The organism is Cupriavidus mimosae, from assembly GCF_023952485.1.
GTDB classification, from domain to species: domain Bacteria; phylum Pseudomonadota; class Gammaproteobacteria; order Burkholderiales; family Burkholderiaceae; genus Cupriavidus; species Cupriavidus taiwanensis_C.
In genome coordinates this window covers 24,629-50,899 of record NZ_JALHRY010000010.1, presented here as the reverse complement: position 1 = coordinate 50,899, position 26,271 = coordinate 24,629, and the positions used below count along the sequence as shown (strand labels likewise).

The following is a 26,271-nucleotide window of genomic DNA, read 5'->3' as shown; positions in this document are numbered from 1 at the left end:
TCATGGGTGTCTCCCTTTGCTTGTTGTGGTTGTGGTGGTTGTCGTCTGGCAAGCGATCCCGAGGTTTTGCAATCGTTTGCAGAACAGTCTCAAAAAATCAGGTGGCCGGGAACGGCATCGCCAGCAGCAGCATTGCGGGCCGGTTGCCCGGATTCGATACCTGGCGCGCTTCCCCGGGCGCAAGCCGTACCGAATCGAACTGTCCCAGCAGCGCCGCTTGTTCCGACGTGCGGATGCAGACCTCGCCTTCCAGCACGACGTAGTGCTTTTCCACCGCCGAGGCATCGAGCGCGGTATGCCCGCCCGGCAGCAGCACCGAGACGCCGAGCCACAGGGACGCCGCGGGCCCCGCTTCATGGCCTTGCAGGCGCAGGCAATGCATGCCCTCATGATTCGCCGGAAAATACGCCGGCGCCTGGGCGAACCGGGTGACGTTCATGGCTGGAGCACCACGCGTTCCGCCGCGCCCGCCAGCACGGCACGGTAGGCCTCCGTGGCCTGCGCCAGCGAATAGGTGTAATCGGGCAGTACCGGGAACGGCCGCAGCTTGCCGCTGGCGAACATCGGCGCCAGCTGGTCCAGGATGCGCGCGCAGGCGTTGCTGTCGAGCGCCAGCGTGTCGACGCCCACATAGGTGTGCTGGCCGCGATAGAAGGCGAAGATGTCGAAGGGCACCGGCTTCTCGATGGTCGAGATGAAGATCTGCGTGGCGCCGATTGCCATGCTGCGGTTGGCCTGCTCGAAGTACGGACTGCCGACGGTGTTGTAGACGATGTCCGCGCCGTGCCCGCCGGTCTCTTCGCGCACGACCTGGGCAATCGGCTCGCGGCTGGCATCGATCATGCGGACCGCGCCGCTCGCATGGCCGCGGTAAGGCTGGGCCGTCCGCTCCACGGCAAAGACACGCGCGCCCAGTGCCGTGGCGATCTGGATGGTGGCCTGCCCGACCTTACCATTGCCGCCGCACACCAGCACGGTGCTGCCGGCCTGCGGCATGCCCGCGCGGCGCAGTCCTTCATAGGCGGTGATGAACGGCACGCCCACCGCGCCCGCTTCCAGCAGCGATACCGATTCCGGCTTGGCGCGCACCGAGGCCGCGTCGATGCGCAGGTACTTGCCATGGGTGCCGTCGCGGCGAATGCCCAGCTCGCCGCCGCTGCCCCACACCTGCAGCCCCAGCAGCTGCGACGGGCCATCGACCACCAGGCCGGCATAGTCGCGCCCAGGCGTGCGCGGCCAGACCGCATGCGGCATCAGGCCCAGCGTGGCTTTGACGTCGCTGGGGTTGACCCCGGCACTGGCGACTTCGATGATGCACTGGTCAGCCGCGGCTTGCGGACGCGGCATGCCTTGCAGTTCTAGCTGCAGGGTCTCGATATCGTTGGCTTTCTGGTTGACTCGGATAGCGTTCATGATGGTTTCGGTTTGGTTGGAATCCGGTGCGGCGTTGCCTCAGGCCTCGCGCAGGCCCAGCGTGCGGCGCGCCTGCGCCGGCGAGGCCAGCTCGCCGCCGAGCGACCGCACAATATCGCGCGCCTTGGCGACCAGCGCGGCGTTGTCGGGCGCGAGCACGCCCTTCTCCAGGTAGATGTTGTCTTCCAGGCCGACGCGCACATGGCCGCCGGCGAGCCACGCCTGCGCGACGATGGGAAATTCAGCGCGGCCGATGCCAAAGGCGGACCAGTGCGCGCCCGCGGGCAGCATGTTGCGGGCGTAGAAGATCGTCTCCGGCGTGGGCGCGAAGCCATACTTGACCCCCAGCACGAAAGTCCAGAGCCCCGGGCCGTCCAGCACCCCTTCGCGGATGAAATCGAGGGCCATGTTGAGGTCGCCCGAATCGAAGATCTCCAGCTCCGGCATCACGCCGGCGCCGCGGATGATGTCCGCCATCTTGCGCACGTTGGCGGGCGTATTGATGACCACGTCGGCGCCGGAATTCATGGTGTTCAGGTCGAGCGAGCATACGTCCGGCCGCAACGCGGCAATATGCTCGACACGCTTGGACGGGTGCAGCAGCGTGGTCCCGGGCGCGGCCACGCGCGGCTCGTGCTCGCTCGGCACGAAGCGCCCGCCCGGCCCGGTGGTGAGATTGATGATCAGCGCCCGGTTGCGCTTGCGGATGCGGTCCATGACGTCGGCGTAATAGTCGAGGGACATCGACGGGCGTCCGGTCTCCGGGTCGCGCACATGGATATGGGCGGCGGCGGCGCCCGCTTCGGCGGCCTCCAGCGCGGCATCGGCGATCTGTGCCGGCGTGACGGGCAGGCCGGGATGCTGTTCCGGGGTGACGATGTTGCCGGTCACCGCGCAGGTGATGATGGTCTTGCGTGCATGCATGGCGTGGTCAGAAGTTGCGTGATTGGCTTGGCTGCGGCCTAGCCCAGCTGGCGGCCGCCATCGACGACGATGGTGGTGCCGGTGGCAAAGCGCAGTGAAGTGGCACAGGCGGCGATGGCATCGGCCACGTCTTGCGCCTGGCCGATGCGGCGCAGCGGCGTGGTCCGGGCGGCGCGCTCGTTGAAGCTGTCATCGCGCCCCGGCACGAAGCCGGTGTCGACCACGCCCGGGGAGACATTGAGCACGCGGATCGCCGGCGCCAGCGCGCGTCCCAGCGACATCGCCATGGCGTCCAGGCCGGCCTTGGCGGCGCAGTAGGCCACGTTGCTGCCCTGCCCGGTGCGGCCCGCGATGGAGCCGACATTGACCACCAGCCCGTCGCCGTTGGCGCGCAGCAGCGGCGCGAAGGCGCGGATCGCCGCGAACTGGCCGCGCCAGTTGATGGCGAACAGCGCGTCGATCAGGGCGTCGTCCAGCGCGTCGAGGTCATCATGCGGAATGGCGCGAGTAAAGCCCGCGCTGTTCACCAGGATATCGACGCGACCGTAGTGATGGCTGGTTGCGTCGGCCAGCTTGCGCAGCGATGCGCTGTCACCGATCTCGGCCACCGCGGCCAGGTGGTTGCCGGCCGGAAGCGCGGCCGCGGCGCTGGCCGCCTTGTCGGCATCGCGGCCGGCCAGCACGATGCTGGCGCCCAGGCGCGCCAGCGTCTCGCCAGCCGCCAGGCCAATGCCACCGCTGCCGCCGAGGATCACGGCTACCTTGCCGGAAAGAGAAGAGGCGCTCATGGTTTCGATGTGTGTAGTCAGGGATGATGCGAAGGGCCCGGTTCAGTCGATGGGCGGCTTGGGAAAGGTCTGCTCGCCCGGCTCGAGGGTGAAATCGAACGCGAGCGTAAAGAACGGCGCCGGCACGCTGCCCCACGGGCTGTATCCGTGGTCGTGCCGCTGCAGCTGGCCGACGAGTTGCCGGTGCACGCCAAAGGTGACATCGGATTCCAGCTGGGCTGGTTCGTCGGCGAATACCTGCGTCACCAGTGTGCGGTAGCCCGGCGCCGCGACGATGAAATGGATATGCGCCGGCCGGTACGGATGGCGCTGCTGCGCGGCCAGCAGGGTGCCCACCGGGCCGTCGGTCGGCACCGGATAGCCTGCCGGGCGCACCGAGCGGAAATGGTAGTGACCGCCTTCATCGGCATGGAAGCAGCCGCGCAGATTGCGGTCGGGCTGGGCCGGATCCTGGTTGTCGTACAGCCCCACCGGCGAAGCCTGCCAGACTTCGACCAGCGCACCGGGCAGCGGCGTGCCGTCGGTGGCGCGCACCGTGCCGCTGACGAACAGCGGCAGGCCGGGCGCGTTGTCCTGCACCACGCAGTCGCCGCACGCATAGCGCGGCGCGTTGGCGCGGTAGAACGGGCCCAGCAGCGCCCCCGGCGTGCGTCCGTGCCGCGTGCCGTTGTTCATCACAGTCACCAGGGTCGACAGCCCGAGCACGTCCGCGGCCAGCACGACTTCGTTGTGCGTGGCATGCGTGGCCTGACCCAGCCGGGCCACGAACTCGAGCGCTAACTCGAATTCCGCATCGGTCAGGCGCGCCTCCCGCACAAAGGCATGCAGGTGCCTGACCAGCGCGCCCATGACAAAGCGCAGGCGCGGATCGGGCGTATCCGCCATGGCGGCCTCGACGATGCGGGTCACCGACTGCTCGTCGTCGACCAGTGAAAGCGCGCCGTCCAGGGGTCGCCGCTCGTGTTCCAGGTATGTATCCACCTGACCTCCTTTGCAAACGTTTGCAGTGTTTGCATTATCGTCGCCGGCGAAATCCGGTCAAGGCGAATTCGCCGCGCAGCGCGGGCCGGATGGCACGACAGCGTCGATTAGCTCAATAAATTCAAGGCGCTACGGCGCGAGGCTGGGACAAACCCGTAGGCGTAGCAAAGTGCGGAGATAGCAACTGGCTTGTGACCCGCGGCCAGCCTTCTGGATCAAAGAGCAGCGGGGACTGGCTGTTGCGCCCGCCGTTCCAGGTATGCGGCCGCAAAGTCCGCGAAAACACGACACGCCGGGTTATGTGTCGCCTCTCGCCAGATCAGATGCAATTCGGCCCGCACGTCGTCGCGCCAGATCGGGCGAAACAGCACATGCGGAAAGTGAAGGTGGCGCGCCGACGCTGGCACCAGCGCCACGCCAAGGCCTGCGCGGACCAGCGCGATCACGCTGTGGGTCTGGCTCATCTGCTGGACGACACGCGGCGGCCGCGACGTGCCCGCCAGCACCGAGCCGATGAGGTCGTGAAAATACTTGCCCTCGGTAGCGGAGTACTGGATGAACGGCAAGCCCGCCAGGTCTTTGCTTAAGATTTGCTCGCGTTGCGCCAGCGCGTGCCCCGCCGGCATTGCCAGTTGCAGCGGCTCGCTGACGGCCAGGCGCCATTGCAGTTCGGCGTCCATGTCAGCGATTGGCCGCATAAAGCCGAGGTCGATGGTGCCGGCTTGCAGCGCACTGACCTGCGCGACCGTGACCATTTCGTGCAACGTCGCCTCGATTTCCGGCAGCGCCTCGCCTGCCTTGGCGATGAGGTTGGGCACGAGATCGTAGCCCGCCACCGCGGTAAAACCGATCCGCACCTTGCCGCTGACGCCTTGGTCGATCCGGCGCGCCGTGTCGACCGCGTGTCCCGCCAGCGCGAGCAGGCGCCGGGCGTCATCGAGCAGCGCCGCGCCGGCTGCGGTAAGCCGCACCGCGCGGCTATTGCGGTCGAACAGCCGCACGCCGAGCATGTACCGCCGCCTGACGGAGGCCGAGCGCTATGTGCGCGCCGGCCAGTGGGGCAAGGCTCCGCTACCGCTGGCCCACCGCTTCAGCGGCAAACGTGTCGGCATCGTCGGCCTTGGCCGTGTGGGCCGGGCCATTGCCGCGCGCGCGGCGGCCTTCGACTGCCCGGTGTCGTACACCGACCTGCGCGCATTCACCGACGTGCCTTACACCTTTATGCCGGACATCGCCACGCTGGCTGCCAATTGCGACGCCCTGGTCCTGGCCGCGTCCGCCGATGGCGCAAAGCCGGTGGTGGACGCCGCCGTGCTCGAGGCGCTCGGCAAGCACGGCGTACTTGTCAATGTGGCGCGCGGCAGGCTGGTGGACGAACCGGAACTGGTGCGCGCGCTGGCATCCGGTCGTATCGCCGGCGCCGGGCTGGATGTGTTTGCCGATGAACCCGCTGTGCCCGCCGCCCTCCTGAAGATGGACAACGTCGTGGTCCAGCCCCATCGCGCCAGCGCCACGTGGGAAACCCGCGACGCGATGGGCGAGATCGTGCTGGCCAACCTCCGCGCCGGCCTGTCCGGTCAGCGCCCGCCGGACACAGTGCTGGCATAGGCCCGCCCGTCCTCGCCGACGGCCATCGCTTCATCGAACAGGCGCCAGTCAAGAGCGCCACAGAAATTTCCCGGAGACACTCATGCCATACCGCGTTCCGCTAGCTCACTCCCTTTCACTGCTTGCACCAGGCTGGCTGGCCGTTGCGGCTGTCGTTGCCATCGCCCCCCAGCCCGCGCACGCCGGCGCTTATCCCGAGCGGCCCGTCACTATCGTCGTGCCCTTCCCCCCGGGCGGCGGCACCGACACCGGCGCACGCCTGATCGCGCAACGCCTGGCCGAACTGTGGGGTCACGCCGTCATCGTCGAGAACAAGCCAGGCGCCGCGGGCCAGATCGGCAGCGCCTACGTGGCGCGGACGAAGCCGGATGGCTACACCCTGCTGATGGGCAACATCGGTACGCATTCGATCAACCCTACGCTGTACAAGACAGTCCCCTACAACGCCGTCAAGGACTTCGCCCCGGTGTCGCTGGTGGCGGAACTGCCACTGGTCATGGTCACCGCCAGCAGTAACGCCGCCAACACCGTGCCGCTGGCCATCGCGGCGGGCAAGCGCGAGCCGGGCAAGGTCACGTACGGCAGCTCCGGCAGCGGCAGCTCGATGCATCTTGCCGGCGCCGTCTTTGCCCGGCAGGCCGGCGTCGACATGCTGCACGTGGCCTACAAGGGGGGCGGCCCGGCCGTGGCGGACGTGATGGCGGGGCACGTGAACTATGCCTTTGCGACGCTCTACGAAACCATGGGCCTTATCAAAGGCGGCAAGCTCAAACCCGTGGCCGTGACCAGCGACAAGCGCGCACCACTCATGCCCGACGTGCCGACCGTGGCGGAAGCCGGGCTACCCGGCTACGACTCGATCTCGTGGATAGGCCTGTTGGCACCCGCCGGCACGCCGCCGGCGATCGTCGGCAAGATTGCGCAGGACGTGCGCACCGCATTGGCCGATCCGAAGGTAAAGCAAACACTCGCCGATCAGGGCGCGGTGCCGTCTGGCAGCACGCCAGAGGCGTTTGCGTCTGTGATGGCACGGGATACCACGCGGTATGCCAGGGTTATCCGCGAGCAGGGCATCAAGGCGGAATGATCGGCACAGGCAAAATCGAAGAGGAGACACCATGATCGCACTGCTTTCCCGGACCCTGAGTACGCTGCTGCCGGCCCTCGTCGTGGCGACATCGCCCGCGCTGTACGCTCAGACATCGGACGCCTCAGAGGAACTCGCCGCCGCCAACGAAAGGCTTCGCGCCGCCATGCTCGCACCCAGCCCGGCACAGCTCGACGCCTTGCTGCATGCGCAGCTGACTTACGGCCACTCGTCGGCCAAGGTCGATACCAAGGACAGCCTCGTGAAGGCGCTCCTGACTGGCACCTCGAAATTCACACGCCTTGACTTTACAGACCGGAAGATCGACGTGGTCGGCGAGGTCGCAACCATCCGATATACGTTCGACGCCGATACCCATCCCGCTGGCAAGCCCCCCACCACCGTGCATCTGCAAGTATTGTCGGTGTGGCTGCATCAGCCATCGGGCTGGCAATTGCTCGCCAGGCAGGCGGTGAACCAGCCCAGGTAAAGGGTCGGAGCCGGTGACGCAAGGCGGAGCCAGGACGGACATTCCGCATCCGGCCCCGCCTGGCCGCACCGCGCTACCGCGACAGCGCTTCCGCCACCGCCCTGAAGGCCCGGAACGTGATCGCGTTGTTGGCGGCATTGCCGGCCACCGGGTGCGAGGCGTAGCGCACGATGGTCAGTTCGGCCTGCGGGTCGATGTAGATGCGCTGGCCGTGGATGCCGGCAGCCTGGAACATGCCGTGGCTGTCGTGCGACACCCACCACATGTCGCGGTAGCTCCAGCCCGGCAACACCGTCGCGCTGCCCGACCTGGCAAACAGCTCGCGGCTGCCGCCGCGGCGGATATCGGCCACCACCGATGCCGGGATAATCTGCTTGCCGTTGAAGCGCCCGTTGCCGCGGATGGTCTCGCCAAAGCGCGCGAGGTCGCGCAGGGTGGTGTTCAGCCCGCCGCCGCCGGATTCGGTGCCGATGCTGTCGACGGTGAAATACGCGTCCTGCTCGGCGCCCATCGGCTGCCAGATCCGCTCGGACAGCAGCTTCGCCAGCGACTGGCCCGAGGCGCGGCGCACGATCCACGCCAGCACCTCGGCATTGACGGTCTTGTAGGCAAACGCGGCATCGTGGCTGCCGTCTTTCTGCAGCGTCTTCAGGAAGTCATAGAACGTGCCGGGGCCGTTGTAGTTTGCGGGTCGGGCCAGCATGCCGCCGGCACGCGCGTAGTCCCAGACCTCGGCCCTGGGATCGGCATAGTCCTCGGAGTAGCGCACGCCGATGGTCATGTCCATCACCTGGCGCACCGTGGCATCGCCATACGCGGTGCCGGCCATCTCCGGCAGATAGCGCGTCACCGGCGCGGCCGGGTCGAGCTTGCCTTCTGCCGCCAGCATTGCGGCGAGCGTGCCGACGAACGACTTGGTCACCGACATGGCGATATGCGGCGTATGGCTGTCGAGCGCGCCGAAATAGCGCTCGTAGATGACCTTGCCCTGGTGCATCACCAGGATGCCGTCGGTATAGGTCAGCGCCAGCATCTCGTCGAAGGTGCGCCGGGTACCGTCGGCATCGGTGAACGGGATCGCGCCGATGGCCTGCTCCGCGCGCGGCAGCGTGCTGGCCGGGCCGGGTCCGCGCCATACCGATGCAGTCGGTCCCAGTTCGCGCACATGCGAAAACAGCCAGCGGTTGCGCGGAAACCGGTTCCCCCCCGGCACATGGGTGATGAGCTTGTCCGGCGGCGGCGGAAAGCCCTGCATCCAGCCCATGAGGTTCGGATCGGTGGCCAGCGCCGCCGCCACCGTCGTCGCCGGTGCGGCGGCCGCAGGCGCTGCGCTGGCCGCGCTGGCTGCAGGCTGGCTCCACGTTGGCAGGCTCGCCGCGAACAGGGCCACGCCAGCCAGGCGGCGCCATGACCGCGGGGATTGCCGATGGGGCTTCAACGACATGCTGTCTCCTTCATTGGTTATTTTGGTCAGCGGATTGCCGCCCTCGCCCTCAGTCCGCCGATGCTTCCGCGCCTTGCTGATGTGCGATGAGCGCGTTGGTGAGCTTGTCGATGCAGCGATCCAGTGTCTTTACTTCTGCCTCGCTCAGCACCGACAGGAACATCTTCTCCAGCACGTCGCCACGCTGGTAGGTCTGCGCCACCAGGGCTTCGCCTGCCGGCGTCAGGTAAAGGTTCAGCTGCCGGGCATCGGCTTCGCCCACTTCACGACGCAGCAGGCCGCGCTTTGCCAGCGCGGTGACCAGCTTCGACGTCACCGTTTTTTCCAGCAACACCAGTTCCATCAAGCGCGTCAGCGTCAAGCCCGGTTCCAGCCCGGCGAAACGCAGCACACGCAGTTCGCGCAGGCCGATGCCGAATTCCCGCTCGTAGAAGCCGGAGGCCGAATTCTTCGTCATTTCGCAGAGCCGGTTCAGGCGGAACGACATGAATTCGAGGATGGAGTGGGTCGAGCGGGTTGCGTTGGACATGTGGGCGGTAGGTGGGGCGGCCAATTGATTCTATGGTCAATAGTTTCCATTGGCAACTATATGGGCCAATAAATGCCGCTGCCGGGGCAACACGCGCGAAGCGCGCTCAGTCGAGCAGATGTCCCATGCGCGTGCGCTTGGTCGCCAGGTATTTCTCGTTTTCGGCGTTGGAAGGCACGATGTGGCGCAGCTGCTCGGAGACGGTGATGCCAGCCTTCTCGAGCGCGGAGGCCTTCAGCGGGTTGTTGCTCATCAGGCGCACGGACTTGACCCCCCACTGGTGCAGCAGGTCGGCGGCAAAGGCGTAGTTGCGCGCGTCGATGGCCTGGCCCAGGGCCAGGTTGGCGTCGACGGTGTCGAGGCCGCCGTCTTGCAGGCGGTAGGCGCGGATTTTTTCCGCCAGGCCAATGCCGCGCCCTTCGTGGCCGCGCAGGTACAGCAGGATGCCGCGGCCCTCGGCGGCGATCTTTTCCATGGCGAGTTCGAGTTGCGGCCCGCAATCGCAGCGGCACGAGCCGAACACGTCACCCGTCAGACATTCGGAATGCATGCGGATCAGCACGTTGTCGCCCGCCACATCGCCCACGCTGAGGGCAAGGTGCTCGATGCCTGAATCGGCGCCCTTGAAGGCGTGCGCCGTGAAGTCGCCGAATCGCGTCGGCAGGCGCGCCGAATCGATCAGCTCAATTTCTGTGTCGTTCATACCGGAATTCTTGGTCAAAAGGCGGGGGCGCAGCCCGGCACCGCCGACATTATGAGCGGAATCGGACATTCGCGCTGGAAATCCCCGCCGGGCCTGGCTGCAGGGGTGGTCGGCCAATTCCTACAAGCGCAAGCGCCGTCGACTTATGCACCCGCTTCAAACGGGTCCCTAGACTCGGTATACAGGACATGGGTCGTCCCCCGCGGGCACGGAAACAATGCGCAGCTCCCGCCTCGTGGCACGGCCGCAGCAGGAGTTCGCCATGACAGCCAATCCGTTGAATGCCGAGGCCGCCGGCACCAAGCTCGCAGCATTGTTCGACACCAAGCTCGCGGCCAGCGGCGCCGCCGAGCGCGTTTGCTACGAGGCACACCTGAAGCGGGGGCAGGTGCGGCTGGTGCACCCGTACGAGGCCCATTTCGGCCGCAAGCTCGAGCCCGAAAACGACGGCATCGTCCACACCGCGGTGCGCTCGCACCTGATCATGGCCGCGTTGGGCATCATTGTCGGCCTCGCCGTGGTCGGCATCCTGCATCGGCAGGAAGTCGACGCGGTGATGCAGAGCCCGGGCCTTGCGGCCGGCGCGGCAGTGTTCCTGGGGGCGATGTTCGGCATGCTGCTGGCGGGCCTGATGACCGCGCGGCCAGACCACCAACTGGTGATCACGCCGGTGCGCGAGGCGGTGCAGCATGGCCGCTGGGCCGTGCTGGTGCACCCGACCACGCCGCAGCAATGCAACGAGGCCCTGCGCGCCCTGCGCAACACGACCAACGAAGTGCTCAGGACCGCCTGATCACGGCTCGACCGAAGTCTCGCGCTTGAGTGTGCGCAGCACGAAGGTCGAGCGGCTGTGGCGCAGGCCGGGCAGCTTGTACAGCTTGTGCCGCAGGAATTCCTCATAGCCCTGCGTGCCGGCCACCGCCACCTTGATCAGGTAGTCGTATTCGCCCGTCAGCAGGTAGGCCTCCATCACCTCCGGCAGTTCCGCCAGGGCCTTGCCGAAGCGGTACAGCATGTCGTCGTCGTGCCGCTCCAGCGTGACTTCGATCAGCACGGTGTCGGGCAAGCCCAGCGCCTTCTGGTTCAGCAGCGCGGCATAGCTTTCGATGACCCCACTTTCTTCCAGCGCGCGCACGCGGTTCCAGCAGGGCGTGGCCGACAGGCCCACCTGCTCCGCCAGGCGCGCATTGGACAGGCGGCCGTCGCGCCGCAGTTCGCGCAGGATGCGGCGGTCGGTGTCGTCGAGTTTGGGTGACTGTGCCATCAAACACCACCTGCTAGGAATAATCTCCCTGATATTCTATCAAATGAAGATGGATCACCTAATCTTGACGCATATATGGAGAAAATCAGGAAGCCAATTTTGCGGCACCGCTGGTAAATTTACCGGCATAGATCGACTGCCGGAAACGACACATGCCAGCCTCCCGCCATCTCCCCACCCTGCGCCTGTCGCTGCGACTTGCCCCTGCCGACCTGTTCGGCGCCATGGAATGGGTGCTGGCCAATGCGCGCCGTACCGGGCTTGCGCCGCAGCAGCTGAGCTTTGATGCCGCCCCGCAAGCCGTGATGCATGCCACGCTGACGGCAGATGACGCCGGCCTGTTGTGGCTGTTCCTGCGCCGCCTCGATAACGGCTTCGACGTGGAATTGCTGGTGGCGGACGTGGAGGATCCGGACGACGACACGGTGGCGGAACCGGCGCCGCGCGCGGCCGCTCGCCGCGACCGGTCCGCCGAACTGATGTTGACGGCGTGAATCGATCCGGGCGCCGCTACGCCGCCGGCGCCAGCAGTTCGATGCCGTCGAGCTGCGCTGCGCAGGTATCGCGCACGATCGCGACAAAATCCGCCACGTACGGCCGCCGCGCCAGCGCGGCCGGCACGGTCGCGTAGAGTTCGCTCCACAGGCCCTTCACGCCGATGCGCTTGGCCAGCACGTAGTCGTGGTCGACGTAATTCTTGACGCCCCAGTTGGGCAGTGCCGCCACGCCGCGGCGGCTCGCCACCAGTTGCAGCACGGCCACCGTCAGTTCGGCGGTGCGCCGCTCCAGGTGGATGCCGGCGGGTTCGAGCACCTCGCGGATCAGGTCGATGCGTGACTCGGGCACCGGGTAGGTGATCAGGGTTTCGCCGGCAAGGTCCGGGGCTTCGATGCGGCGCTTGTTGCGCAGACGGTGTTCGTTGGCGATGACCGCGAGGATCTCGAAGCGGAACAGCGGCGCCACCTCCAGCCCGCGCCGCGCCGCCGGCTGCGAGCCGATCACCATGTCTGCGCGGCCGTTGCGCAGCAGCGCGATCGGATCGGCATGGAAGCCCGCGACCAGGTCCACCTCCACTTCAGGCCAGCGCCGGCGAAATTCATCCATCACCGGCATCAGCCAGTCAAAGCACGTATGGCATTCCAGCACCACGCGCAACTCGCCGCGGGTGTCGCCCTTGAGCCGTTCGATATCGCGGTCGGCCGCGCTGACCGCGGCCAGCACCTCGCGCGCCAGCGCCAGCAGGCGCTCGCCCGCCGGCGTGAAGCGCAGGCCCTGGCGCGTGCGGTCGAACAGCGGCACGCCGTAGTGCGATTCGATCGCCTTGATCTGATGCGACAGCGCTGACTGGCTGACATGCACCCGTTCGGCCGCCGTGGCCAGCTTGCCCGATTCGGCGATGGCCACCAGCGAACGCAAATGGCGGACCTCGATCATGCACCGCCTCCGCGTCGCCGCCTGCCAGCCATGATATGAAATTGGTTCATACGTTGTTTAAAACTTGTCGCTTGATTCATTTTATGGGCAAACCGACACTGTGCGCCAGACCTCTACCGGAGCAACACCATGGCACGCACCCATATCCTCGGCTTTCCCCGTATCGGCGAACGCCGTGAACTGAAATTCGCGCAGGAAGCGTTCTGGCGCGGCGAACGCACCGAGGCCGAACTGCGCACGGTGGCCGCCGAACTGCGCCGCCGCCACTGGCAGTTGCAGGCCGAGCGCGGCCTGGACACCGTCGCCACCGGGGACTTTGCCTGGTACGACCAGATGCTGAGCCTGACCGCGCTGCTGGGCGCGCTGCCGCGCCGCTTCGGTTTCGACCCGGCGCAACTGACGCTGGCGCAGTATTTCGAGCTCGCCCGCGGCAACCGCGAGCAGCCGGCGATGGAAATGACCAAGTGGTTCGACACCAACTACCACTACCTGGTCCCGGAGCTCGACGCCGACACCAGCTTCGATGGCGGCCCGCAATGGTTTTTCGAGGAGACCGATGAAGCGCTGGGGCTGGGACTGCGCGCCCGTCCGGCGCTGATCGGGCCGGTCACCTACCTGTGGCTGTCGAAAAGCCATGTGCCAGGCTTCGACCGGCTGTCGCTGCTGCCACGGCTGCTGCAGGCGTATCGCCGCATCCTGGGCCAGCTCAAGGCTCGCGGCATCGAATGGGTGCAGATCGATGAGCCGGCGCTGTGCCTGGACCTGGAACCGGCGTGGCTCGATGCCTTCGACACTGCTTATGCCGCGCTGCATGAGGGTGGACCGACGGCGCGCCCGAAGCTGCTGCTGGCGACTTACTTCGACAGCGCCGCCGACCATGCGCAGCGCGCGGCCGCGCTGCCGGTCGACGGCTTCCAAATCGACCTGGTGCGCGCCCCCGAGCAGCTGGCGGCATGGCAGGCCGTGCTGCCAGATCACGCAGTGCTGTCGCTCGGCGTGATCGATGGCCGCAATATCTGGCGCACCGACCTGCGCCGCGTGCTGGACCTGCTGCGCCCGCTGCACGGCGCGCTGGGCGAGCGCCTGTGGCTGGCGCCGTCGTGCTCGCTGCTGCATGTGCCGGTGTCGCTGGCGCAGGAAGCGCGGCTCGATGCCGAGCTGAAGTCGTGGCTCGCCTGCGCCACCGAAAAGCTGGACGAACTGTCGGTGCTGGCTCGCGCGCTGAACCAGGGCGACGGGGCCGTCGCCGACGCCCTGGCAGCCTCGGACGCCGCGCAGGCGTCGCGCCGGGCGTCGCGGCGGGTGATCAATGCGCGCGTACAGCAGCGCCTGGCTGGCGTGAATGATGCGATGGCGCACCGCGCCAGTCCCTTCGCCGAGCGCATCGAACGCCAGCGCAAGGCGCTTGCGTTGCCGCTGCTGCCGACCACCACCATCGGCTCGTTCCCGCAGACCGCCGCGATCCGCCAGACCCGTGCGGCATTCAAGCGCGGCGAGATCGGCGCGCTTGAATACCTCGAGCGCATCCGCGCCGAGATCGCGCTGGCGGTGCGCAAGCAGGAAGCGCTGGGGCTGGACGTGCTGGTGCACGGCGAGGCCGAGCGCAACGACATGGTCGAATACTTCGGCGAGCAGTTGTGCGGCTATGGCTTCACCGAGAACGGCTGGGTGCAGAGCTACGGCTCGCGCTGCGTCAAGCCGCCGGTGATCTACGGCGACGTGTACCGCCCCGAACCGATCACGGTCGACACCGCCCGCTACGCGCAGTCGCTGACCGAGCGGCCGATGAAGGGCATGCTGACCGGCCCCATCACCATGCTGCAATGGTCTTTCGTGCGCGACGACCAGCCGCGTGCCACCACCGCGCGCCAGCTCGCGCTCGCAATCCGCGACGAGGTGTGCGACCTCGAGCAGGCCGGCATCCGCGTGATCCAGATCGATGAACCGGCGCTGCGCGAAGGGCTGCCGCTGCGCCGCGCCGACTGGGACGCCTACCTGGACTGGGCCGTGACCGCGTTCCGCCTGTCGGCCAGCGGCGTGCGGGACCAGACCCAGATCCACACGCATATGTGCTATGCCGAATTCAACGACATCCTGCCCGCGATCGCGGCAATGGACGCCGACGTGATCACCATCGAGACCTCGCGCTCGGCGATGGAACTGCTGGAGGGCTTTGGCGACTTCGACTATCCCAACGAGATCGGGCCGGGCGTCTATGACATCCACTCGCCGCGGGTGCCGTCGGTGCAGGCGATGGAGCGGCTGCTGGAGCGCGCCTGCGAGGTAGTGCCGCCGCAGCGGCTGTGGGTCAATCCGGACTGCGGGCTGAAGACACGCGGCTGGGAGGAAACCGAAGCGGCGCTGGCCAACATGGTCAGCGCGGCGCGCGCGCTGCGCCAGCGCCTGTCGGCGCCGGAAATCGCGGCGTGGAAGCGCGTCGAGCGCACCGCCGCGGCCGGCACCGCACCGGTGCCGCACACGGCCGGCGGCTGCACTGCCTGCGCTACGCACGCACACTGACCAGCCAGCCTCACGCAGAACACCGCGGCGTAGAAAAACAGGCCGCATGCCCGTCAGGGCATGCGGCCTGTTTGCCTGCCGGCGTCCGGCGGATCAGTTCACGCGCATCACCGGCGGCGGCATCCAGCTGCCGTCCAGCAGCGCCTGTTCCGGCCAGTACGCGCGCAGCATCATGTTCAGGCCATCGGGCGGCGCCGGCAGCCAGTTGGCAGCCCTGGCGCCGGCCGGGCGCTCATGCTGGATGTAGATGTCGAGCGAGCCGTCGCGGTTGTAGCGCAGGCGGTCGCGGCTGCCGATGGCATAGCGCTGGATCGGGTTCGGGACAAAGGCCTGGCGCTCGTTGTACAGGGTCAGCGACCAGAACGCGCGCGCCGGCGGCAGCTGGTTCTTGTCGAAGTGCAGCACATAGCGCGCCCCACCCTGCAGCGGCTTGCCGTTGGCATCGGTGCGGGTGGAGGCGTAGATCGCGTCCTCCGGCAGGTTGGCGCCCAGGCCCACCCACGCCGTGACCGCGCGGCGGCCATAGCTGGTGCCGTAGGTGCCCAGGTCGCGATGCATGACCCAGCCGTTGCCGGCGTCGGCGTTGCCCTTGCGCGCCGCCTGCTCGATCGCCGCCAGCGCGGCCGTGGCCCCTTCCTGCACGGCCCGCGCGGTGGACGGCTCCATCACCGTGGTCTTGAACGGCACGCCCGGGCGGATGCCCATGCGGCGCATTTTGTCGACCATGGCGCTGTCGGCCGGCGCCGGCGGGTTGGCCGGCAGCAGCGCGGCAAACCGCGTGAAGAACGCCTGCGCGTCCATGGCCGCCACCTGCTCGACCGGGGCGCTGTCCGGATCCAGCGCGGGCCGCGCGGCGGCCTTGTCCGGCACGCGGCGGCCGCCGCCCCAGGCCGACAGCGGCGTCAGCCGGTACTGGTCCTGCAGCCGGTGCACCGCCGCGAAATCCTGCTTGCCGCTGGCCTGAGTACGGCCGATCAGCCAGACCATCGACGTGGGCGAGCGGATCTCCTGCAGGCCCCTGGGCAGCGTGCCGCGCCAGTCCGGACCGGTGATGGCGAAATTGCCGCGACGGGTGCCGGTGGTGCGCTTGCCCGGTGCGGCAAACACATTGGTCCAGGCATCCATCAGCGGCATCAGGTAATAGCGCCCGCTCGTATCGGGCACCGACAGGATCACCGGCTCGCGCGACAGGTCCAGCCACGCCGACGAGTACAGGGTGTCGGCATTGGGGCTGACCACATCGGTGAAGGTGGCGTCCGGGAAGGCGCGCTTGTGGCTGAAGGTGTTGACGGGCGTGCGCAGCGTCATCAGCTCGCGCGTCACGTCCATCAGCACCATCGGATAGGCAAAGGTGAAGACCTCGGCGGACAAGGCCTTCATGGCCTGGTCGGAAGGCGGCTGCTCGGCGGCCGCCGGGTTGCCGGCATAGTCTGGCCCGGTGGCGCAGCCGGACAGCATGACGGCGAGCGTGACCGCGCCCGCCAATTGACGAAAGTTAGGCTTCATGACCCCGATTCCCAAAAGTTCTTGTGCGCTCAGCGGGCATTTCAGCTATGGCTGCCGGCATGTCGTCCCGGAGGCGCATCTGTCGGTCGCATCTTGTCCGCGTGCTACGACCCTGTCAATGACTCGGATGCGGGGATCCGAGACCGGGCGCACCAACGGCAGGACAATACGGAAAGGGGTGCATGATAAGCCACGCGGCCGGGCTACGGAAAGGTCAGGTACTGTCGGTCAGGGATCACGGGCGGTGCTGCGGGTCGGCGGCTCAGTTCTGCGCGATGGCGGAGCCGTGCTGGGCCAATGGCGTGACCTTGATCTCCATGTACGGGTACAGCGGCAGCGCGATCAGCAAGGTGTGCAGTTCATCGTTGTCGCTGACGTCGAAGATGCTGACGTTGGCGTACTGGCCCACCACGCGCCACAGGTGGCGCCACTTGCCTTCGCGCTGCAGGCGCTGCGACATGGCCTTTTCATCGGCCTTGAGCTGCTCGACCAATTGCGGGTCGAGCGATGCGGGAATCCTGACGGTCATTTCGGCCATGAACAGCATGGAGTCTCCGGTGTTGGGTGGCGATGGGCAGCGCGCGCGGCCCGGTCAGAGGCGGCAGGTGCCGTCGAGATAGGCCTTGCGCCAGCGCACGATGCGCACCTCGGCAAAAAGGCCAGCCGCGGCGAACGGGTCGGCGTCGATAAAACGCTGCGCGGCCTCGCGGCTGTCGACATCGACGATATAGACGCCGCCGCCGGCGTCGGAGCCGTCATCGTTGAGCTTGGCGCCGCAGGCCAGCAACAGTGCCTTGTTGGCGTCCAGGTAGTCCAGGTGGCTGGCGCGGGTGGCCTGGCGCACGTGCTGGTGGTCAGGCTTGTCGACGGTTTCGATCAGGTACGGCATGTGGTTCTCCTGTCAGCCTTGCGGCCGGGTATCAAAGTCGGGCAATCTGCGCGCCCCACATCGGCATCGCAGCGATATAGGTGGAGCATAGCGCGGCTCAGTACCGCATCTGGACATCATCGACCTTGCCGGTGCGCGCGTTGTACAGGCAGGCGTAGTGGAAGCCGATCGCGGTCGAGCTGTCGTCCGGCTCGAACACGCCTTCGCCGTTGACCGATGTCTGCGCGTTGGGGCGCTGGTAGTACTGTTCGCGGTCGGCCATCAGCATGACGCTGCCGGGTTGCGGATAGCGGCGCTGGAGCGCTTCCGCCACCGCCGGCTCGCAGGCCGCGGAAGCCGCCCGGGACATGGCCTGGGGGTCGACGGTGATGCGGGTGGTGGGCGGCGGCACCGGGCGCGGTGCCCGTTGCGGCGGCGTCTCGCAGGCCGCCACCAGGCAAGCAACCGTCAGGCACAGGTAAGAAGCTCGGATCACGCGGACCTCCTCCGATGGAAGCGCCGGCGGTGGCGCTCCGGAAAGTGAAGCGGAGCTATCAGGTTACTGCCTGTGGCCGGAAAAGCCAAAGCCCGTCCGCTGGGGCCCGCCGGCTCGGCGCACCGCGGCAGCGGCCGCGGCGCCGGGATTCCCCGGACTTTCGAATCCGCGAACGCGGCTAAACTAGCGCACGCGGCCGCGCCTTGCCTGCCTTGCCCCCGGCGCGCCGCGCGTACAAACCACGATGCCGACCAATGACAACCACAGAGACAAGCGGCAACCGCCCCGCCCATCCCACCCCGCTGCTGCGCACGGCCGCCAGCCTGCTGGTGGTGCGCGACGCGCCCGCCGGCATGGAAGTGCTGCTGGTGCGCCGCGTCGAACGCGCCAACGACCGCAGCAGCGGCGCCTATGTTTTTCCCGGCGGCACCCTCGATGCGCAAGACCGGCACCTGCACGCGCACGCCCACGGCCTCGATGACGTGCTCGCCAGCGAACGCCTGGGCCTGCCGGCCAGCGGCCTGGACTTCTACCTCGCCGCGGTGCGCGAATGCTTCGAAGAGGCCGGCCTGCTGTTCGCCTGCGATCATCAGGGACGCCCGCGCGCGCCGCACGAACTGGACGCCGCGCAGCAGGCGCTGCTGCGCGAGGCCGTGCAACGCGGCGGTCCCGGACTGGCCCACGCCTGCGAGCAACTGGGCCTGCGCCTGGCGGCGGACCGGCTGGCTTATCACAGCTACTGGCTGACGCCGCCCGGCCTGCCCAAGCGTTTCGATACCCGCTTCTTTGTCGCCATCGCCCCGGAGGGCCAGCTGGCCGTACCCGACGGCACCGAGGTCGTCGAACACCGCTGGGTACGCCCGGCCGAGGCCGCCGACCCGGCCAGTGGCCTGCCGATGATGCATGTCACGCGCCGCACGCTGGACTCGATCGCGCAATTCGACAGCGCCAGCGCCTGCTTTGCTTATTTCTCGCAGCTGCGCGGCATCGCCTGCATCATGCCGCGCCTGGCAAACGGCGCGGCCGGGGTGCGCCCGGTGATGCCGAACGAGCCCTGCTACGCCGAAATCGGCCGCATCGATCCCGACGGCAAGGTGCATGGCCGCTACGAGCTGGCGCCCGGCGTGCCGGTGCCGTTGTCGCAGCGGATATGGCGCGTCACGGCCAACAACGGCAGCGTGATGACCGGCCCGGGCACCAACACTTACCTGGTCGGCGGTGGCGCGCGCAACGAATGGGCGGTGATCGATCCGGGCCCGGACGATGGCGAGCATGTGCGCGCCATCCTGGAAGCGGCGCCCGGCCCGATCCGCTGGATCCTCGCCACGCATACGCACCTGGACCACTCCCCCGCGGCGGCGGCCTTGCAGGCCGCCACCGGCGCCACCGTGCTGGGACGCGCCGCCCCCGCCGGCCCCTGGCAGGACACCACCTTCGCACCTCAGCGCGAACTGCAGCACGGCGAACGCCTGGCCCTGGCCGACGATTGCACGCTGCGGGTCTGCCACACCCCCGGCCATGCGTCCAACCACCTCTGCTACCTGCTCGAGGAAGAAAAGACGCTCTTCACCGGCGACCACGTGATGCAGGGATCGACGGTGGTGATCGGCCCGCCCGATGGCGACATGCGCGCCTACCTCGACTCGCTCGCGGCGCTCCAGGAAGAAGACCTGGAGTGGCTGGCGCCGGGACATGGTTTCCTGATCGCGCGCCCGCAGGACGCCATCCGCATCCTGGTGCGGCACCGCCTGCAGCGCGAGGCCAAGGTCGCCGGCGCGCTGCGCGAACTTGGCCCGGCCGCGCTCGGCGAACTGGTGCTGCGCGTCTATGACGATGTGCCGCCGCGCATGCATCCGGTGGCGCAGCGCTCGCTGCTGGCGCACCTGATCAAGCTGCGCGACGAAGGCAAGGCGCGGGAGGCGGATGGCGTCTGGTCGGAAGCCGCAGGCTGACGCCGACAGAGGCGGTTAAAGATTTTTGGCAGGGGGGGCTTGCGCAAATCGATAATTGCTATACAATTCCGCTTCTCGTGTGCGGCTGTAGCTCAGTTGGATAGAGTACTTGGCTACGAACCAAGGGGTCGTGGGTTCGAATCCTGCCAGCCGCGCCACCTATGCAGAAAGAAAAAGGGCTTCCGGAAACGGAAGCCCTTTTTTGTTGCCGCGCGCGTTGCGCGCGACTGCCCCCACCACCCCTACCACCGATAGCGCGCGCCGACGGTGCCGCTCGGGTTGCGCCCCGCCCGGACCTTGAACCACAGCTTCACGCCGGTCTTGGTATTGCCATGCGCGCCGATATTGAACGAGAACAGTCCGCGCAGCAGGTCGGCATCGATCTTGGTGCCGTTGATATTGATGACCTGCTTGCGGCTCTCCTGCCACCAGTCGGCCTCAACGAACGGATAGATTCCGGCCAGCCGCGTCGGCTGCGCGCCGTACAGGCGCACGCCGATGCCGGTGGCGCTGGCATCGCCGGGCATCGCCTGCGACAACTTGTTCGGATCCGCGCTCGTGCCGGGCTGGTAGGCGAGTTGCAGCCGCGGCTGGATGGTCAGCCCGCCGGCACGCGGCACCACGGCATCGACCGCCAGCGCCATGGTGCGCACGCGATTGTCGGCAAAGCCGCTGGCGGTGGTGATGTCATCGAGATGCAGCGACAACCGGCGCGCACGCTCCGGCATGGCCGCGGTCTCGCGGTCCGCGGCGGCAAGGCCAGGGGCATCGTCATCGGGCCCGGCGCCGATGGCGCGGGGCAAGGCTGAAGTAGATGGGGATGAGGATGGCGTCGGCACTGCCGCGTATTCGACCACCACCGGCTCCAGCGGCTGGACCATCCAGCCACCCGCTTCGGAGCCGTCGGCCGGTTGCCCGGAAAGCTGCGCCGGTTCCGCCGGCCCGGCTTGCGCCAGGCTTGCCTGCAGCGGCGGATCAGCGGCAGGAACGCCGTGAAAATCCGGCAAGGCTTCGTCTGCGTGGGCCAGCGCACACATCAGCATGGCCAGCATGGCGCAGTAGTGCAGGTGATGGTGGGCGATGCCGGGATGCGCGGCACAGCCGTGCCATCCGGGGCTCGTGCCCGCCTCCCTTTCTCTCGATGATGACAAGACCACAGTCATGGCAACCACCTTCGGGACGTTATAAATGCCTGCCCGATGAGCTTGAGCATAGGTCAAATGCCCCGCCAGCGTTAGCCGCGTATGTTCGGCTGCGCGCGCCCGTGAAAACCTGCCGGGCAGCGGCGGCGCCGGTGTCGCCCGCGCGAATCGCGGAAGATTTGGACAGGTGCCGCAGCCTTTTCGTCAATAATGTCGGGATTGACAGAATTTTCACGCATGGCCCGGCCACTGGCAGCCGGGTGGAGACAGCATGGCCCTGCGGCATCGCGCCCGACAGCTTGATCCCGGCAACGCCACTGCCCTGACCGCCGGCAACGGACCGCGCCGCAGCCTGCAGCGCAAGCTGGCGGTGGCGACTACGGTGGGCGGCCTGTGCACGGTGGTGCTGGCGGCGCTGGTGATCGCCGCCTCGTACGGCGACTTCGCCGCGGCCCGGCAGAACCTGTACGACATCTCGGCGTACCGCGAGGTGCTCGACGCCGCCAACACGCTGTCCGCCGAACGCGGCCCGGCCAACAGCGTGCTGGGCGAACCGCCCTCGCCCCACAGCGCGGCGCGCGAGCGCCTGCAGGCGTTTCGCGCTCGCAGCGACGCGGCGCTGGCGCGGCTGTCCGCACCGCCGCCGGCCCCTTTCGGCTTGCACAGCCATCACCCGCCACCGCTGATGATCGAGCGCGTGCGCGAGCGCCTGGCGCGGGCGCGCGCCGAGATCGACGAACTTGCCGCGCGCGCGCCGCAGCAGCGCGACATGGACGAGATCCGCCATGCCATCGAAAGCATGTTCGAGGTCGTCGACGCACTGCAGCCCGCCATCGCCTGGCAGGTGCGCGAGCTTTCCGTTTGCGATGACGGCCTGGCCGCGCCCGCGCTGACCGGCAAGATGCTGGGCGACCTGCGCGAGTACGCCGGGCGCATGGCATCGCAGATCATGGCGCCGGTGGCGGCGCGCCAGCCGATGCCGGTGCAGAGCCTGGTCGACGCGACGCGCTCGCGCGGACGGCTGCTGGCGCTGTGGCAACTGGCCGGACCGGCGTACAACATGTTCGGCGCCGCGCCGGCGCTGGAACAGGCCTATGCCGACACCGGCCACCAGTTCTTCGGCCGCGGCGTGGCCATGGTCGACAGCCTGGTCGCGCAGGGGCGCATCTCAGGCAATTACTCGATGACGCCCACCGAACTGACCAACCGCTACGTGCCTACGCTTGAGCCGCTGGAGCGGCTGCGCAGCGTGTTCCTGGACGAGGTGGTGGCGCATTTCACCAGCACGCGCGAGCGCGCGCTGCGCCGGCTCGCGGCCGCATGCGGCACGTCCGCGCTGATCCTCGCGGTGCTGGGCTACGTGCTGGTGTTCGCGCGGCGCGCGGTGTTCCTGCCGCTGCTGCGCGCGCGGGCGGAAGTGATCGCGCTGGCCGAGGGCCGCGGCCAGCGGCACGAGACCGCGCCATCCGAGGCTGCCGCGCAGGCCCGGCGCATGGGCCAGGCCGCCGAGATGCGGCGCCTGTTCGATGCCATCGACATCCTGCGCCGCAAGCTGCGCGAGCGCGCCGCGCTGACCGCGCAACTGGAGCAACAGGCCCGCACCGACAGCCTCACCGGCCTGCTGAACCGGCGCGCGCTGGAACTGGTGGCGGCCCGGTACGGCGCGCACGAAAGCGCCAGCCTGGTGCTGATCGACGTCGACCGCTTCAAGCAGATCAATGACCGCCACAGCCATGCGGCGGGCGACCAGGTGTTGCGCAATATCGCCGCGCAGATGCGCGCGCTGGTGCCGGCCGAGGGCGTGCTGGCCCGCTTCGGCGGCGAGGAGTTTGCGCTGTGGCTGCCGCACGGCCGGCCCGGCGAAGCCGCGGCACTGGCGGAAACGCTGAGGGCTGCCATCGCGGCGCAGCCGGTCTACCTGTCCGGCACCACGCAGCTTGGCGTGACCGCCAGCTTCGGCGTCGCCGTCGGCCATGGCGGCGCCAGCCACTGGCAGCGCCTGTTCGGCGCGGCAGACGCGGCCATGTACCGCGCCAAGGCAGAGGGACGCAACTGCGTGCGCGAGGCGCAGGAACTGGAGGGGATGGCGGGACGCTAAACTACTGCGCCAGCCAGATCAGAAACTACGGACGAAAAAAAGCCCGCTGGCGCGGACGTGGTTGCCATGGAGCATGGCCTGAAACGAAAAAAGGCTCGCTTGCGCGAGCCTTTCCGAATTTTGGTGCCCAGAAGAGGACTCGAACCTCCACAGTGTTGCCACCGCTAGGACCTGAACCTAGTGCGTCTACCAATTCCGCCATCTGGGCTTCGTTTTGCTGCATTGCTGCAGCGCTGCGAAGAACAAAATTATGCCGAGTGCTGCCGACACTGTCAACATCCGCCCGCAAAAAACTTTGTGCTCGCTATGCCGCACCGCCGCCGCGCCGGAAATCCACCTGCCCCGGGCGGCCCGGCAGCGTCAGCGCCGCGGTCGCCGCCGGCATGGTGGCGATGGTCTTGCCGGCGCGCAGCACGCGCAGCCGCGTGGCGCGCAGCCGGATCGCCTCGACCGGATCGCGCGCCTGCAGCAGCACCAGGTCGGCGCGGCAGCCGGGAGCCACGCCATAGTCCTCCAGCCCCAGGATGCGCGCCGGCGTGGCGGTGACCGCGTTGAAGCAGGCGCGCATCGCCTCCTGCCCGGTCATCTGCGCCACATGCAGGCCCATGTGCGCCACTTCCAGCATGTCGCCGGAGCCCAGGCCGTACCACGGGTCCATCACGCAATCGTGGCCGAAGGCCACCGGCACGCCGGCCGCCATCAGCTCGGGCACACGCGTCATGCCGCGGCGCCGGGGATAAGTATCGTGCCGCCCCTGCAGGGTGATGTTGATGAGCGGATTGGCAATCGCCGCCACGCCAGCCTCGCGCATCAGCGGGATCAGCTTGGACACGTAGTAGTTGTCCATCGAATGCATCGAAGTCAGGTGCGATCCCGCCACCCTGCCCTGCAGGCCCAGCCGCACGGTTTCGCTGGCCAGCGTCTCGATATGGCGCGACAGCGGATCGTCGCTTTCGTCGCAATGCATGTCGACCCGCAGGCCGCGTTCCGCCGCCAGCTCGCACAGCAGCCGCACCGACTCCGCCCCCTGCGCCATGGTGCGCTCGAAATGCGGAATGCCGCCGACCACGTCGACCCCCAGCTCCAGCGCGCGCTTCAGGCTGGCCAGCGCGCCGGGCGCCCGCAGCACGCCGTCCTGCGGAAACGCCACCAGCTGCAGGTCCAGGTATGGCCGCACGCGTTCGCGCACGTGCAACAGCGCCTCCACCGCCAGCAGGCGCGGATCGCACACATCCACGTGCGAGCGGATCGCCAGCAGCCCGCGCGCCACGGCCCAGTCGCAATAGGCAAGCGCGCGCTCGACGATGGCCTCCTGCGTCAGCAGCGGCTTCAGTTCGCCCCACAGCGCAATGCCTTCGAGCAGCGTGCCCGACTGGTTCACGCGCGGCAGCCCGTACGACAGCGTCGAGTCCATATGGAAGTGCGCATCGACGAAGGGCGGCGTCACCAACTGGCCGGCGGCGTCGATCTCTTCGCCCGCGCGCGCCGCCAGGGCCGGCTCGACTGCGGCGATGCGCCCGTCGGCGATGCCGATGTCGATGCCGGTGCGCCCGTCGGGCAGGTTGCAATGCCGCAGGATCAGGTCGAGCATGGGTCGTGTCGTGGTATCCGGTATGGGTACGGGCGTGGGATCTCAGGCCAGCGGCACCGGCGCCAGGCCGCAGCCGCGCAGCAGCATCACCACCACGTGCTCGGTGGCGTGCGCATAGTCCTGCGGCTGCAGCCGGCTGATCCCCAGCACCGCGCAGACCTGCGATTCAAAGTCCGCGTAGGTCTGGGTGGCGGCCCAGATGGTGAAGAACAGGTGCTGCGGATCGACCGGCGCCATCTGGCCACGGTCGATCCACTGCTGCACCACCGCGGCCTTGCGCGAGACCAGTTCGCGCAGGGCATGGCGCAGCACCTCGCCGATCTCGGGCGCGCCGTGCAGCAGCTCGTTGGCGAATACCCGCGATGCATCCGGATGGCTGGCCGAGAGCCGCATCTTGGCGCGGATGTACTGCTCCAGCGCCACCTGCGGCGGCAGTTCGGCGCGGATCACGTCGGCTTCCGACAGCCACAGCTGCAGCGTGTGCGCCAGCACCGCGCGGTACAGCGCCTGCTTGGTGCGGAAGTAGTAATGCAGGTTCGACTTGGGCACGCCGGCGCGCATGGCGATCTCCGCCATGGTGGCGCCGGCAAACCCGGCGCGCGCGAACACGTGCTCGGCCGCGCGCAGGATCATGGCCTGGTTCTCCTGCCGGATGCGGCCGCACGCCGCCGCGCGCCCGGGCGGCGCGCGCAGTGTCGGCGCAAGGCCGGCGCGCGGGTCCATCAGCGCGTGCCGTACAGGCGGTCGCCGGCGTCGCCCAGTCCGGGCACGATATAGCCGTGCTCGTTGAGGGTGTCATCGATGGCCGCGGTGACGATGCCGACGTCCGGATGCGCGCTGCGCAGCGCGCGCAGGCCCGGGCGCGAGGCGATCAGGCACACATACTTCATGGTGGTGACACCGGCCTCCTTGAGCCGGTTCAGTGCCGCGATGGCCGAATTGCCGGTGGCCAGCATCGGGTCGACCACGATTACCATGCGCTCCTGGATGTCCTCGGGCATCTTGAAGTAATACTCGATCGGCTCCAGCGTCTCGGGATCGCGGTACAGGCCGATATGGCCGACGCGCGCCGCCGGCAGCAGGTCGAGCATGCCATCGATAAAGCCGTTGCCGGCGCGCAGGATCGACACCAGGCACAGCTTCTTGCCGGACAGCACGCGCGATTGCGTGGCCGCGATGGGCGTGCGGATGGCGATGGTTTCCATGGCCAGGTCGCGCGTGGCCTCGTAGGTCAGCAGCTGGCTGATCTCGCGCACCAGGCGGCGGAAGTTGTCGGTGGTGGTCTCCTCGCTGCGCACCAGCGTGACCTTGTGCTGCACCAGCGGATGGTCGACCACCATCACGCCGGACAGGCTGGCAGGGTCGGCGGGGTCCGGCGCGCGCGCCTCGACTGCGGGAACAGCGGTCATGTCGTTCATGGTGACGCTCCTGAA

The 26,271-nt window shown here is 68.1% G+C and carries 26 protein-coding genes, 2 tRNA genes and 1 pseudogene; 9 read left to right on the top strand and 20 right to left on the bottom strand.

The features are described from left to right. Positions 1–97: 97 nt before the first annotated feature. The 6 genes from MKD50_RS19015 to MKD50_RS18990 form a co-directional block, all read right to left on the bottom strand. Positions 98–439: a cupin domain-containing protein gene (locus tag MKD50_RS19015; protein WP_115682623.1), complete on the bottom strand. Its 342-nt coding sequence runs from the start codon at positions 437–439 to the stop codon at positions 98–100. Then, entirely contained in the window at positions 436–1,413 is a 978-nt protein-coding gene (locus MKD50_RS19010; protein WP_252668209.1) for a quinone oxidoreductase family protein, read from the bottom strand. Before MKD50_RS19010 ends, MKD50_RS19015 begins: the two co-directional genes overlap by 4 nt. A gap of 39 nt (positions 1,414–1,452) precedes the next feature. Then, a complete protein-coding gene (locus tag MKD50_RS19005) occupies positions 1,453–2,337 on the bottom strand; it encodes a beta-keto acid cleavage family enzyme (protein ID WP_240070805.1) in 885 nt (294 codons plus the stop codon). A gap of 38 nt (positions 2,338–2,375) precedes the next feature. Further along, positions 2,376–3,125: an SDR family NAD(P)-dependent oxidoreductase gene (locus MKD50_RS19000; protein ID WP_240070806.1), complete on the bottom strand. Its 750-nt coding sequence runs from the start codon at positions 3,123–3,125 to the stop codon at positions 2,376–2,378. Positions 3,126–3,167: 42 nt separating this feature from the next. Then, positions 3,168–4,010 (bottom strand): dioxygenase family protein, encoded by an 843-nt coding sequence (locus MKD50_RS18995; RefSeq protein ID WP_240987528.1) that lies wholly within the window; start codon positions 4,008–4,010, stop codon positions 3,168–3,170. Between the two features lie 311 nt (positions 4,011–4,321). Then, positions 4,322–5,116 carry a LysR substrate-binding domain-containing protein gene (locus tag MKD50_RS18990; RefSeq protein ID WP_252668208.1) on the bottom strand — a complete coding sequence of 265 codons (795 nt, stop codon included), beginning with the start codon at positions 5,114–5,116 and terminating at the stop codon, positions 4,322–4,324. 4 nt (positions 5,117–5,120) lie between these two features. Between MKD50_RS18990 and MKD50_RS18985 the strand changes: the two are divergent. The 3 genes and pseudogenes from MKD50_RS18985 to MKD50_RS18975 all read left to right on the top strand — a co-directional run. Then, positions 5,121–5,714 (top strand): annotated as a pseudogene (locus MKD50_RS18985) (NAD(P)-dependent oxidoreductase); the annotation flags it as partial. 82 nt (positions 5,715–5,796) lie between these two features. Next, a complete protein-coding gene (locus MKD50_RS18980) occupies positions 5,797–6,801 on the top strand; it encodes a Bug family tripartite tricarboxylate transporter substrate binding protein (protein ID WP_252668207.1) in 1,005 nt (334 codons plus the stop codon). 31 nt (positions 6,802–6,832) lie between these two features. After that, positions 6,833–7,291, top strand: a complete 459-nt coding sequence (locus tag MKD50_RS18975; RefSeq protein WP_172582382.1) for a nuclear transport factor 2 family protein — start codon at positions 6,833–6,835, stop codon at positions 7,289–7,291. A gap of 73 nt (positions 7,292–7,364) precedes the next feature. Here MKD50_RS18975 and MKD50_RS18970 read toward each other — a convergent pair whose 3' ends face one another. The 3 genes from MKD50_RS18970 to ribA form a co-directional block, all read right to left on the bottom strand. Then, positions 7,365–8,735: a serine hydrolase domain-containing protein gene (locus MKD50_RS18970; RefSeq protein WP_240070810.1), complete on the bottom strand. Its 1,371-nt coding sequence runs from the start codon at positions 8,733–8,735 to the stop codon at positions 7,365–7,367. A 49-nt stretch (positions 8,736–8,784) separates the two neighbouring features. Then, positions 8,785–9,264 carry a MarR family winged helix-turn-helix transcriptional regulator gene (locus MKD50_RS18965; RefSeq protein WP_115701039.1) on the bottom strand — a complete coding sequence of 160 codons (480 nt, stop codon included), beginning with the start codon at positions 9,262–9,264 and terminating at the stop codon, positions 8,785–8,787. Positions 9,265–9,370: 106 nt separating this feature from the next. Then, positions 9,371–9,967: a GTP cyclohydrolase II gene (ribA, locus tag MKD50_RS18960; RefSeq protein WP_115701042.1), complete on the bottom strand. Its 597-nt coding sequence runs from the start codon at positions 9,965–9,967 to the stop codon at positions 9,371–9,373. 262 nt (positions 9,968–10,229) lie between these two features. Between ribA and MKD50_RS18955 the strand changes: the two genes are divergently transcribed. Next, positions 10,230–10,760, top strand: coding sequence for a riboflavin biosynthesis protein RibA (locus MKD50_RS18955; RefSeq protein WP_115702542.1), 531 nt, complete (start codon positions 10,230–10,232; stop codon positions 10,758–10,760). On the opposite strand, the gene MKD50_RS18950 is transcribed toward MKD50_RS18955, so the two are convergent. After that, positions 10,761–11,231 (bottom strand): Lrp/AsnC family transcriptional regulator, encoded by a 471-nt coding sequence (locus tag MKD50_RS18950; RefSeq protein ID WP_115701045.1) that lies wholly within the window; start codon positions 11,229–11,231, stop codon positions 10,761–10,763. It lies immediately after the preceding gene. Between the two features lie 152 nt (positions 11,232–11,383). Between MKD50_RS18950 and MKD50_RS18945 the strand changes: the two genes are divergently transcribed. After that, entirely contained in the window at positions 11,384–11,725 is a 342-nt protein-coding gene (locus MKD50_RS18945; RefSeq protein ID WP_252668206.1) for an AsnC family transcriptional regulator, read from the top strand. Positions 11,726–11,741: 16 nt separating this feature from the next. On the opposite strand, the gene MKD50_RS18940 is transcribed toward MKD50_RS18945, so the two are convergent. Further along, complete coding sequence (locus MKD50_RS18940) at positions 11,742–12,665, bottom strand: LysR family transcriptional regulator (protein WP_115701049.1); 924 nt, start codon at positions 12,663–12,665, stop codon at positions 11,742–11,744. Between the two features lie 129 nt (positions 12,666–12,794). On the opposite strand from MKD50_RS18940, the gene metE reads away from it, so the two are divergent. Beyond that, positions 12,795–15,185 (top strand): 5-methyltetrahydropteroyltriglutamate--homocysteine S-methyltransferase, encoded by a 2,391-nt coding sequence (metE, locus tag MKD50_RS18935; RefSeq protein ID WP_252668205.1) that lies wholly within the window; start codon positions 12,795–12,797, stop codon positions 15,183–15,185. Between the two features lie 93 nt (positions 15,186–15,278). On the opposite strand, the gene MKD50_RS18930 is transcribed toward metE, so the two are convergent. The 4 genes from MKD50_RS18930 to MKD50_RS18915 all read right to left on the bottom strand — a co-directional run bounded on the left by MKD50_RS18930 (position 15,279) and on the right by MKD50_RS18915 (position 18,055). After that, positions 15,279–16,691 (bottom strand): DUF1254 domain-containing protein, encoded by a 1,413-nt coding sequence (locus tag MKD50_RS18930; RefSeq protein ID WP_252668204.1) that lies wholly within the window; start codon positions 16,689–16,691, stop codon positions 15,279–15,281. Between the two features lie 262 nt (positions 16,692–16,953). Beyond that, the gene (catC, locus tag MKD50_RS18925) at positions 16,954–17,238 is read right to left on the bottom strand and encodes a muconolactone Delta-isomerase (RefSeq protein WP_115701055.1); all 285 of its coding nucleotides are present in this window, start codon (positions 17,236–17,238) and stop codon (positions 16,954–16,956) included. Positions 17,239–17,283: 45 nt separating this feature from the next. Next, positions 17,284–17,580, bottom strand: a complete 297-nt coding sequence (locus MKD50_RS18920; RefSeq protein ID WP_092315624.1) for a YciI family protein — start codon at positions 17,578–17,580, stop codon at positions 17,284–17,286. Between the two features lie 97 nt (positions 17,581–17,677). After that, positions 17,678–18,055: a short-chain fatty acid transporter gene (locus tag MKD50_RS18915; protein ID WP_240070816.1), complete on the bottom strand. Its 378-nt coding sequence runs from the start codon at positions 18,053–18,055 to the stop codon at positions 17,678–17,680. A gap of 254 nt (positions 18,056–18,309) precedes the next feature. Between MKD50_RS18915 and MKD50_RS18910 the strand changes: the two genes are divergently transcribed. Both MKD50_RS18910 and MKD50_RS18905 read left to right on the top strand, forming a co-directional pair. After that, on the top strand, positions 18,310–20,007 hold the full coding sequence (locus MKD50_RS18910; protein ID WP_252668202.1) for an MBL fold metallo-hydrolase: 1,698 nt from the start codon (positions 18,310–18,312) through the stop codon (positions 20,005–20,007). 81 nt (positions 20,008–20,088) lie between these two features. Next, positions 20,089–20,165: transfer RNA gene (locus MKD50_RS18905), tRNA-Arg, on the top strand. A gap of 84 nt (positions 20,166–20,249) precedes the next feature. Here the strand turns inward: MKD50_RS18905 and MKD50_RS18900 are convergent. Then, positions 20,250–21,170 carry a hydrolase gene (locus tag MKD50_RS18900; protein ID WP_252668200.1) on the bottom strand — a complete coding sequence of 307 codons (921 nt, stop codon included), beginning with the start codon at positions 21,168–21,170 and terminating at the stop codon, positions 20,250–20,252. A gap of 250 nt (positions 21,171–21,420) precedes the next feature. On the opposite strand from MKD50_RS18900, the gene MKD50_RS18895 reads away from it, so the two are divergent. Beyond that, positions 21,421–23,247: a GGDEF domain-containing protein gene (locus MKD50_RS18895; protein ID WP_252668198.1), complete on the top strand. Its 1,827-nt coding sequence runs from the start codon at positions 21,421–21,423 to the stop codon at positions 23,245–23,247. A gap of 121 nt (positions 23,248–23,368) precedes the next feature. Here MKD50_RS18895 and MKD50_RS18890 read toward each other — a convergent pair. The 4 genes from MKD50_RS18890 to upp all read right to left on the bottom strand — a co-directional run bounded on the left by MKD50_RS18890 (position 23,369) and on the right by upp (position 26,256). After that, a tRNA-Leu gene (locus MKD50_RS18890) sits at positions 23,369–23,455 on the bottom strand. Between the two features lie 96 nt (positions 23,456–23,551). After that, the gene (locus MKD50_RS18885; protein WP_252668195.1) at positions 23,552–24,838 is read right to left on the bottom strand and encodes an amidohydrolase family protein; all 1,287 of its coding nucleotides are present in this window, start codon (positions 24,836–24,838) and stop codon (positions 23,552–23,554) included. A 42-nt stretch (positions 24,839–24,880) separates the two neighbouring features. Further along, complete coding sequence (locus MKD50_RS18880; protein WP_172581826.1) at positions 24,881–25,561, bottom strand: TetR/AcrR family transcriptional regulator; 681 nt, start codon at positions 25,559–25,561, stop codon at positions 24,881–24,883. Further along, the gene (gene upp / locus MKD50_RS18875; RefSeq protein WP_115701066.1) at positions 25,561–26,256 is read right to left on the bottom strand and encodes a uracil phosphoribosyltransferase; all 696 of its coding nucleotides are present in this window, start codon (positions 26,254–26,256) and stop codon (positions 25,561–25,563) included. Before upp ends, MKD50_RS18880 begins: the two co-directional genes overlap by 1 nt. Between the last annotated feature and the right edge of the window lie 15 nt (positions 26,257–26,271).

What these genes read in the sequence shown, in the direction of transcription:
- MKD50_RS19015 (WP_115682623.1), bottom strand. Translation starts at nt 439, where the DNA reads ATGAACGTCACCCGGTTCGCCCAGGCGCCGGCGTATTTTCCGGCGAAT.
- MKD50_RS19010 (WP_252668209.1), bottom strand. Translation starts at nt 1,413, where the DNA reads ATGAACGCTATCCGAGTCAACCAGAAAGCCAACGATATCGAGACCCTG.
- MKD50_RS19005 (WP_240070805.1), bottom strand. Translation starts at nt 2,337, where the DNA reads ATGCATGCACGCAAGACCATCATCACCTGCGCGGTGACCGGCAACATC.
- MKD50_RS19000 (WP_240070806.1), bottom strand. Translation starts at nt 3,125, where the DNA reads ATGAGCGCCTCTTCTCTTTCCGGCAAGGTAGCCGTGATCCTCGGCGGC.
- MKD50_RS18995 (WP_240987528.1), bottom strand. Translation starts at nt 4,010, where the DNA reads ATGGCGGATACGCCCGATCCGCGCCTGCGCTTTGTCATGGGCGCGCTG.
- MKD50_RS18990 (WP_252668208.1), bottom strand. Translation starts at nt 5,116, where the DNA reads ATGCTCGGCGTGCGGCTGTTCGACCGCAATAGCCGCGCGGTGCGGCTT.
- MKD50_RS18980 (WP_252668207.1), top strand. Translation starts at nt 5,797, where the DNA reads ATGCCATACCGCGTTCCGCTAGCTCACTCCCTTTCACTGCTTGCACCA.
- MKD50_RS18975 (WP_172582382.1), top strand. Translation starts at nt 6,833, where the DNA reads ATGATCGCACTGCTTTCCCGGACCCTGAGTACGCTGCTGCCGGCCCTC.
- MKD50_RS18970 (WP_240070810.1), bottom strand. Translation starts at nt 8,735, where the DNA reads ATGTCGTTGAAGCCCCATCGGCAATCCCCGCGGTCATGGCGCCGCCTG.
- MKD50_RS18965 (WP_115701039.1), bottom strand. Translation starts at nt 9,264, where the DNA reads ATGTCCAACGCAACCCGCTCGACCCACTCCATCCTCGAATTCATGTCG.
- ribA (WP_115701042.1), bottom strand. Translation starts at nt 9,967, where the DNA reads ATGAACGACACAGAAATTGAGCTGATCGATTCGGCGCGCCTGCCGACG.
- MKD50_RS18955 (WP_115702542.1), top strand. Translation starts at nt 10,230, where the DNA reads ATGACAGCCAATCCGTTGAATGCCGAGGCCGCCGGCACCAAGCTCGCA.
- MKD50_RS18950 (WP_115701045.1), bottom strand. Translation starts at nt 11,231, where the DNA reads ATGGCACAGTCACCCAAACTCGACGACACCGACCGCCGCATCCTGCGC.
- MKD50_RS18945 (WP_252668206.1), top strand. Translation starts at nt 11,384, where the DNA reads ATGCCAGCCTCCCGCCATCTCCCCACCCTGCGCCTGTCGCTGCGACTT.
- MKD50_RS18940 (WP_115701049.1), bottom strand. Translation starts at nt 12,665, where the DNA reads ATGATCGAGGTCCGCCATTTGCGTTCGCTGGTGGCCATCGCCGAATCG.
- metE (WP_252668205.1), top strand. Translation starts at nt 12,795, where the DNA reads ATGGCACGCACCCATATCCTCGGCTTTCCCCGTATCGGCGAACGCCGT.
- MKD50_RS18930 (WP_252668204.1), bottom strand. Translation starts at nt 16,691, where the DNA reads ATGAAGCCTAACTTTCGTCAATTGGCGGGCGCGGTCACGCTCGCCGTC.
- catC (WP_115701055.1), bottom strand. Translation starts at nt 17,238, where the DNA reads ATGCTGTTCATGGCCGAAATGACCGTCAGGATTCCCGCATCGCTCGAC.
- MKD50_RS18920 (WP_092315624.1), bottom strand. Translation starts at nt 17,580, where the DNA reads ATGCCGTACCTGATCGAAACCGTCGACAAGCCTGACCACCAGCACGTG.
- MKD50_RS18910 (WP_252668202.1), top strand. Translation starts at nt 18,310, where the DNA reads ATGACAACCACAGAGACAAGCGGCAACCGCCCCGCCCATCCCACCCCG.
- MKD50_RS18900 (WP_252668200.1), bottom strand. Translation starts at nt 21,170, where the DNA reads ATGACTGTGGTCTTGTCATCATCGAGAGAAAGGGAGGCGGGCACGAGC.
- MKD50_RS18895 (WP_252668198.1), top strand. Translation starts at nt 21,421, where the DNA reads ATGGCCCTGCGGCATCGCGCCCGACAGCTTGATCCCGGCAACGCCACT.
- MKD50_RS18885 (WP_252668195.1), bottom strand. Translation starts at nt 24,838, where the DNA reads ATGCTCGACCTGATCCTGCGGCATTGCAACCTGCCCGACGGGCGCACC.
- MKD50_RS18880 (WP_172581826.1), bottom strand. Translation starts at nt 25,561, where the DNA reads ATGGACCCGCGCGCCGGCCTTGCGCCGACACTGCGCGCGCCGCCCGGG.
- upp (WP_115701066.1), bottom strand. Translation starts at nt 26,256, where the DNA reads ATGAACGACATGACCGCTGTTCCCGCAGTCGAGGCGCGCGCGCCGGAC.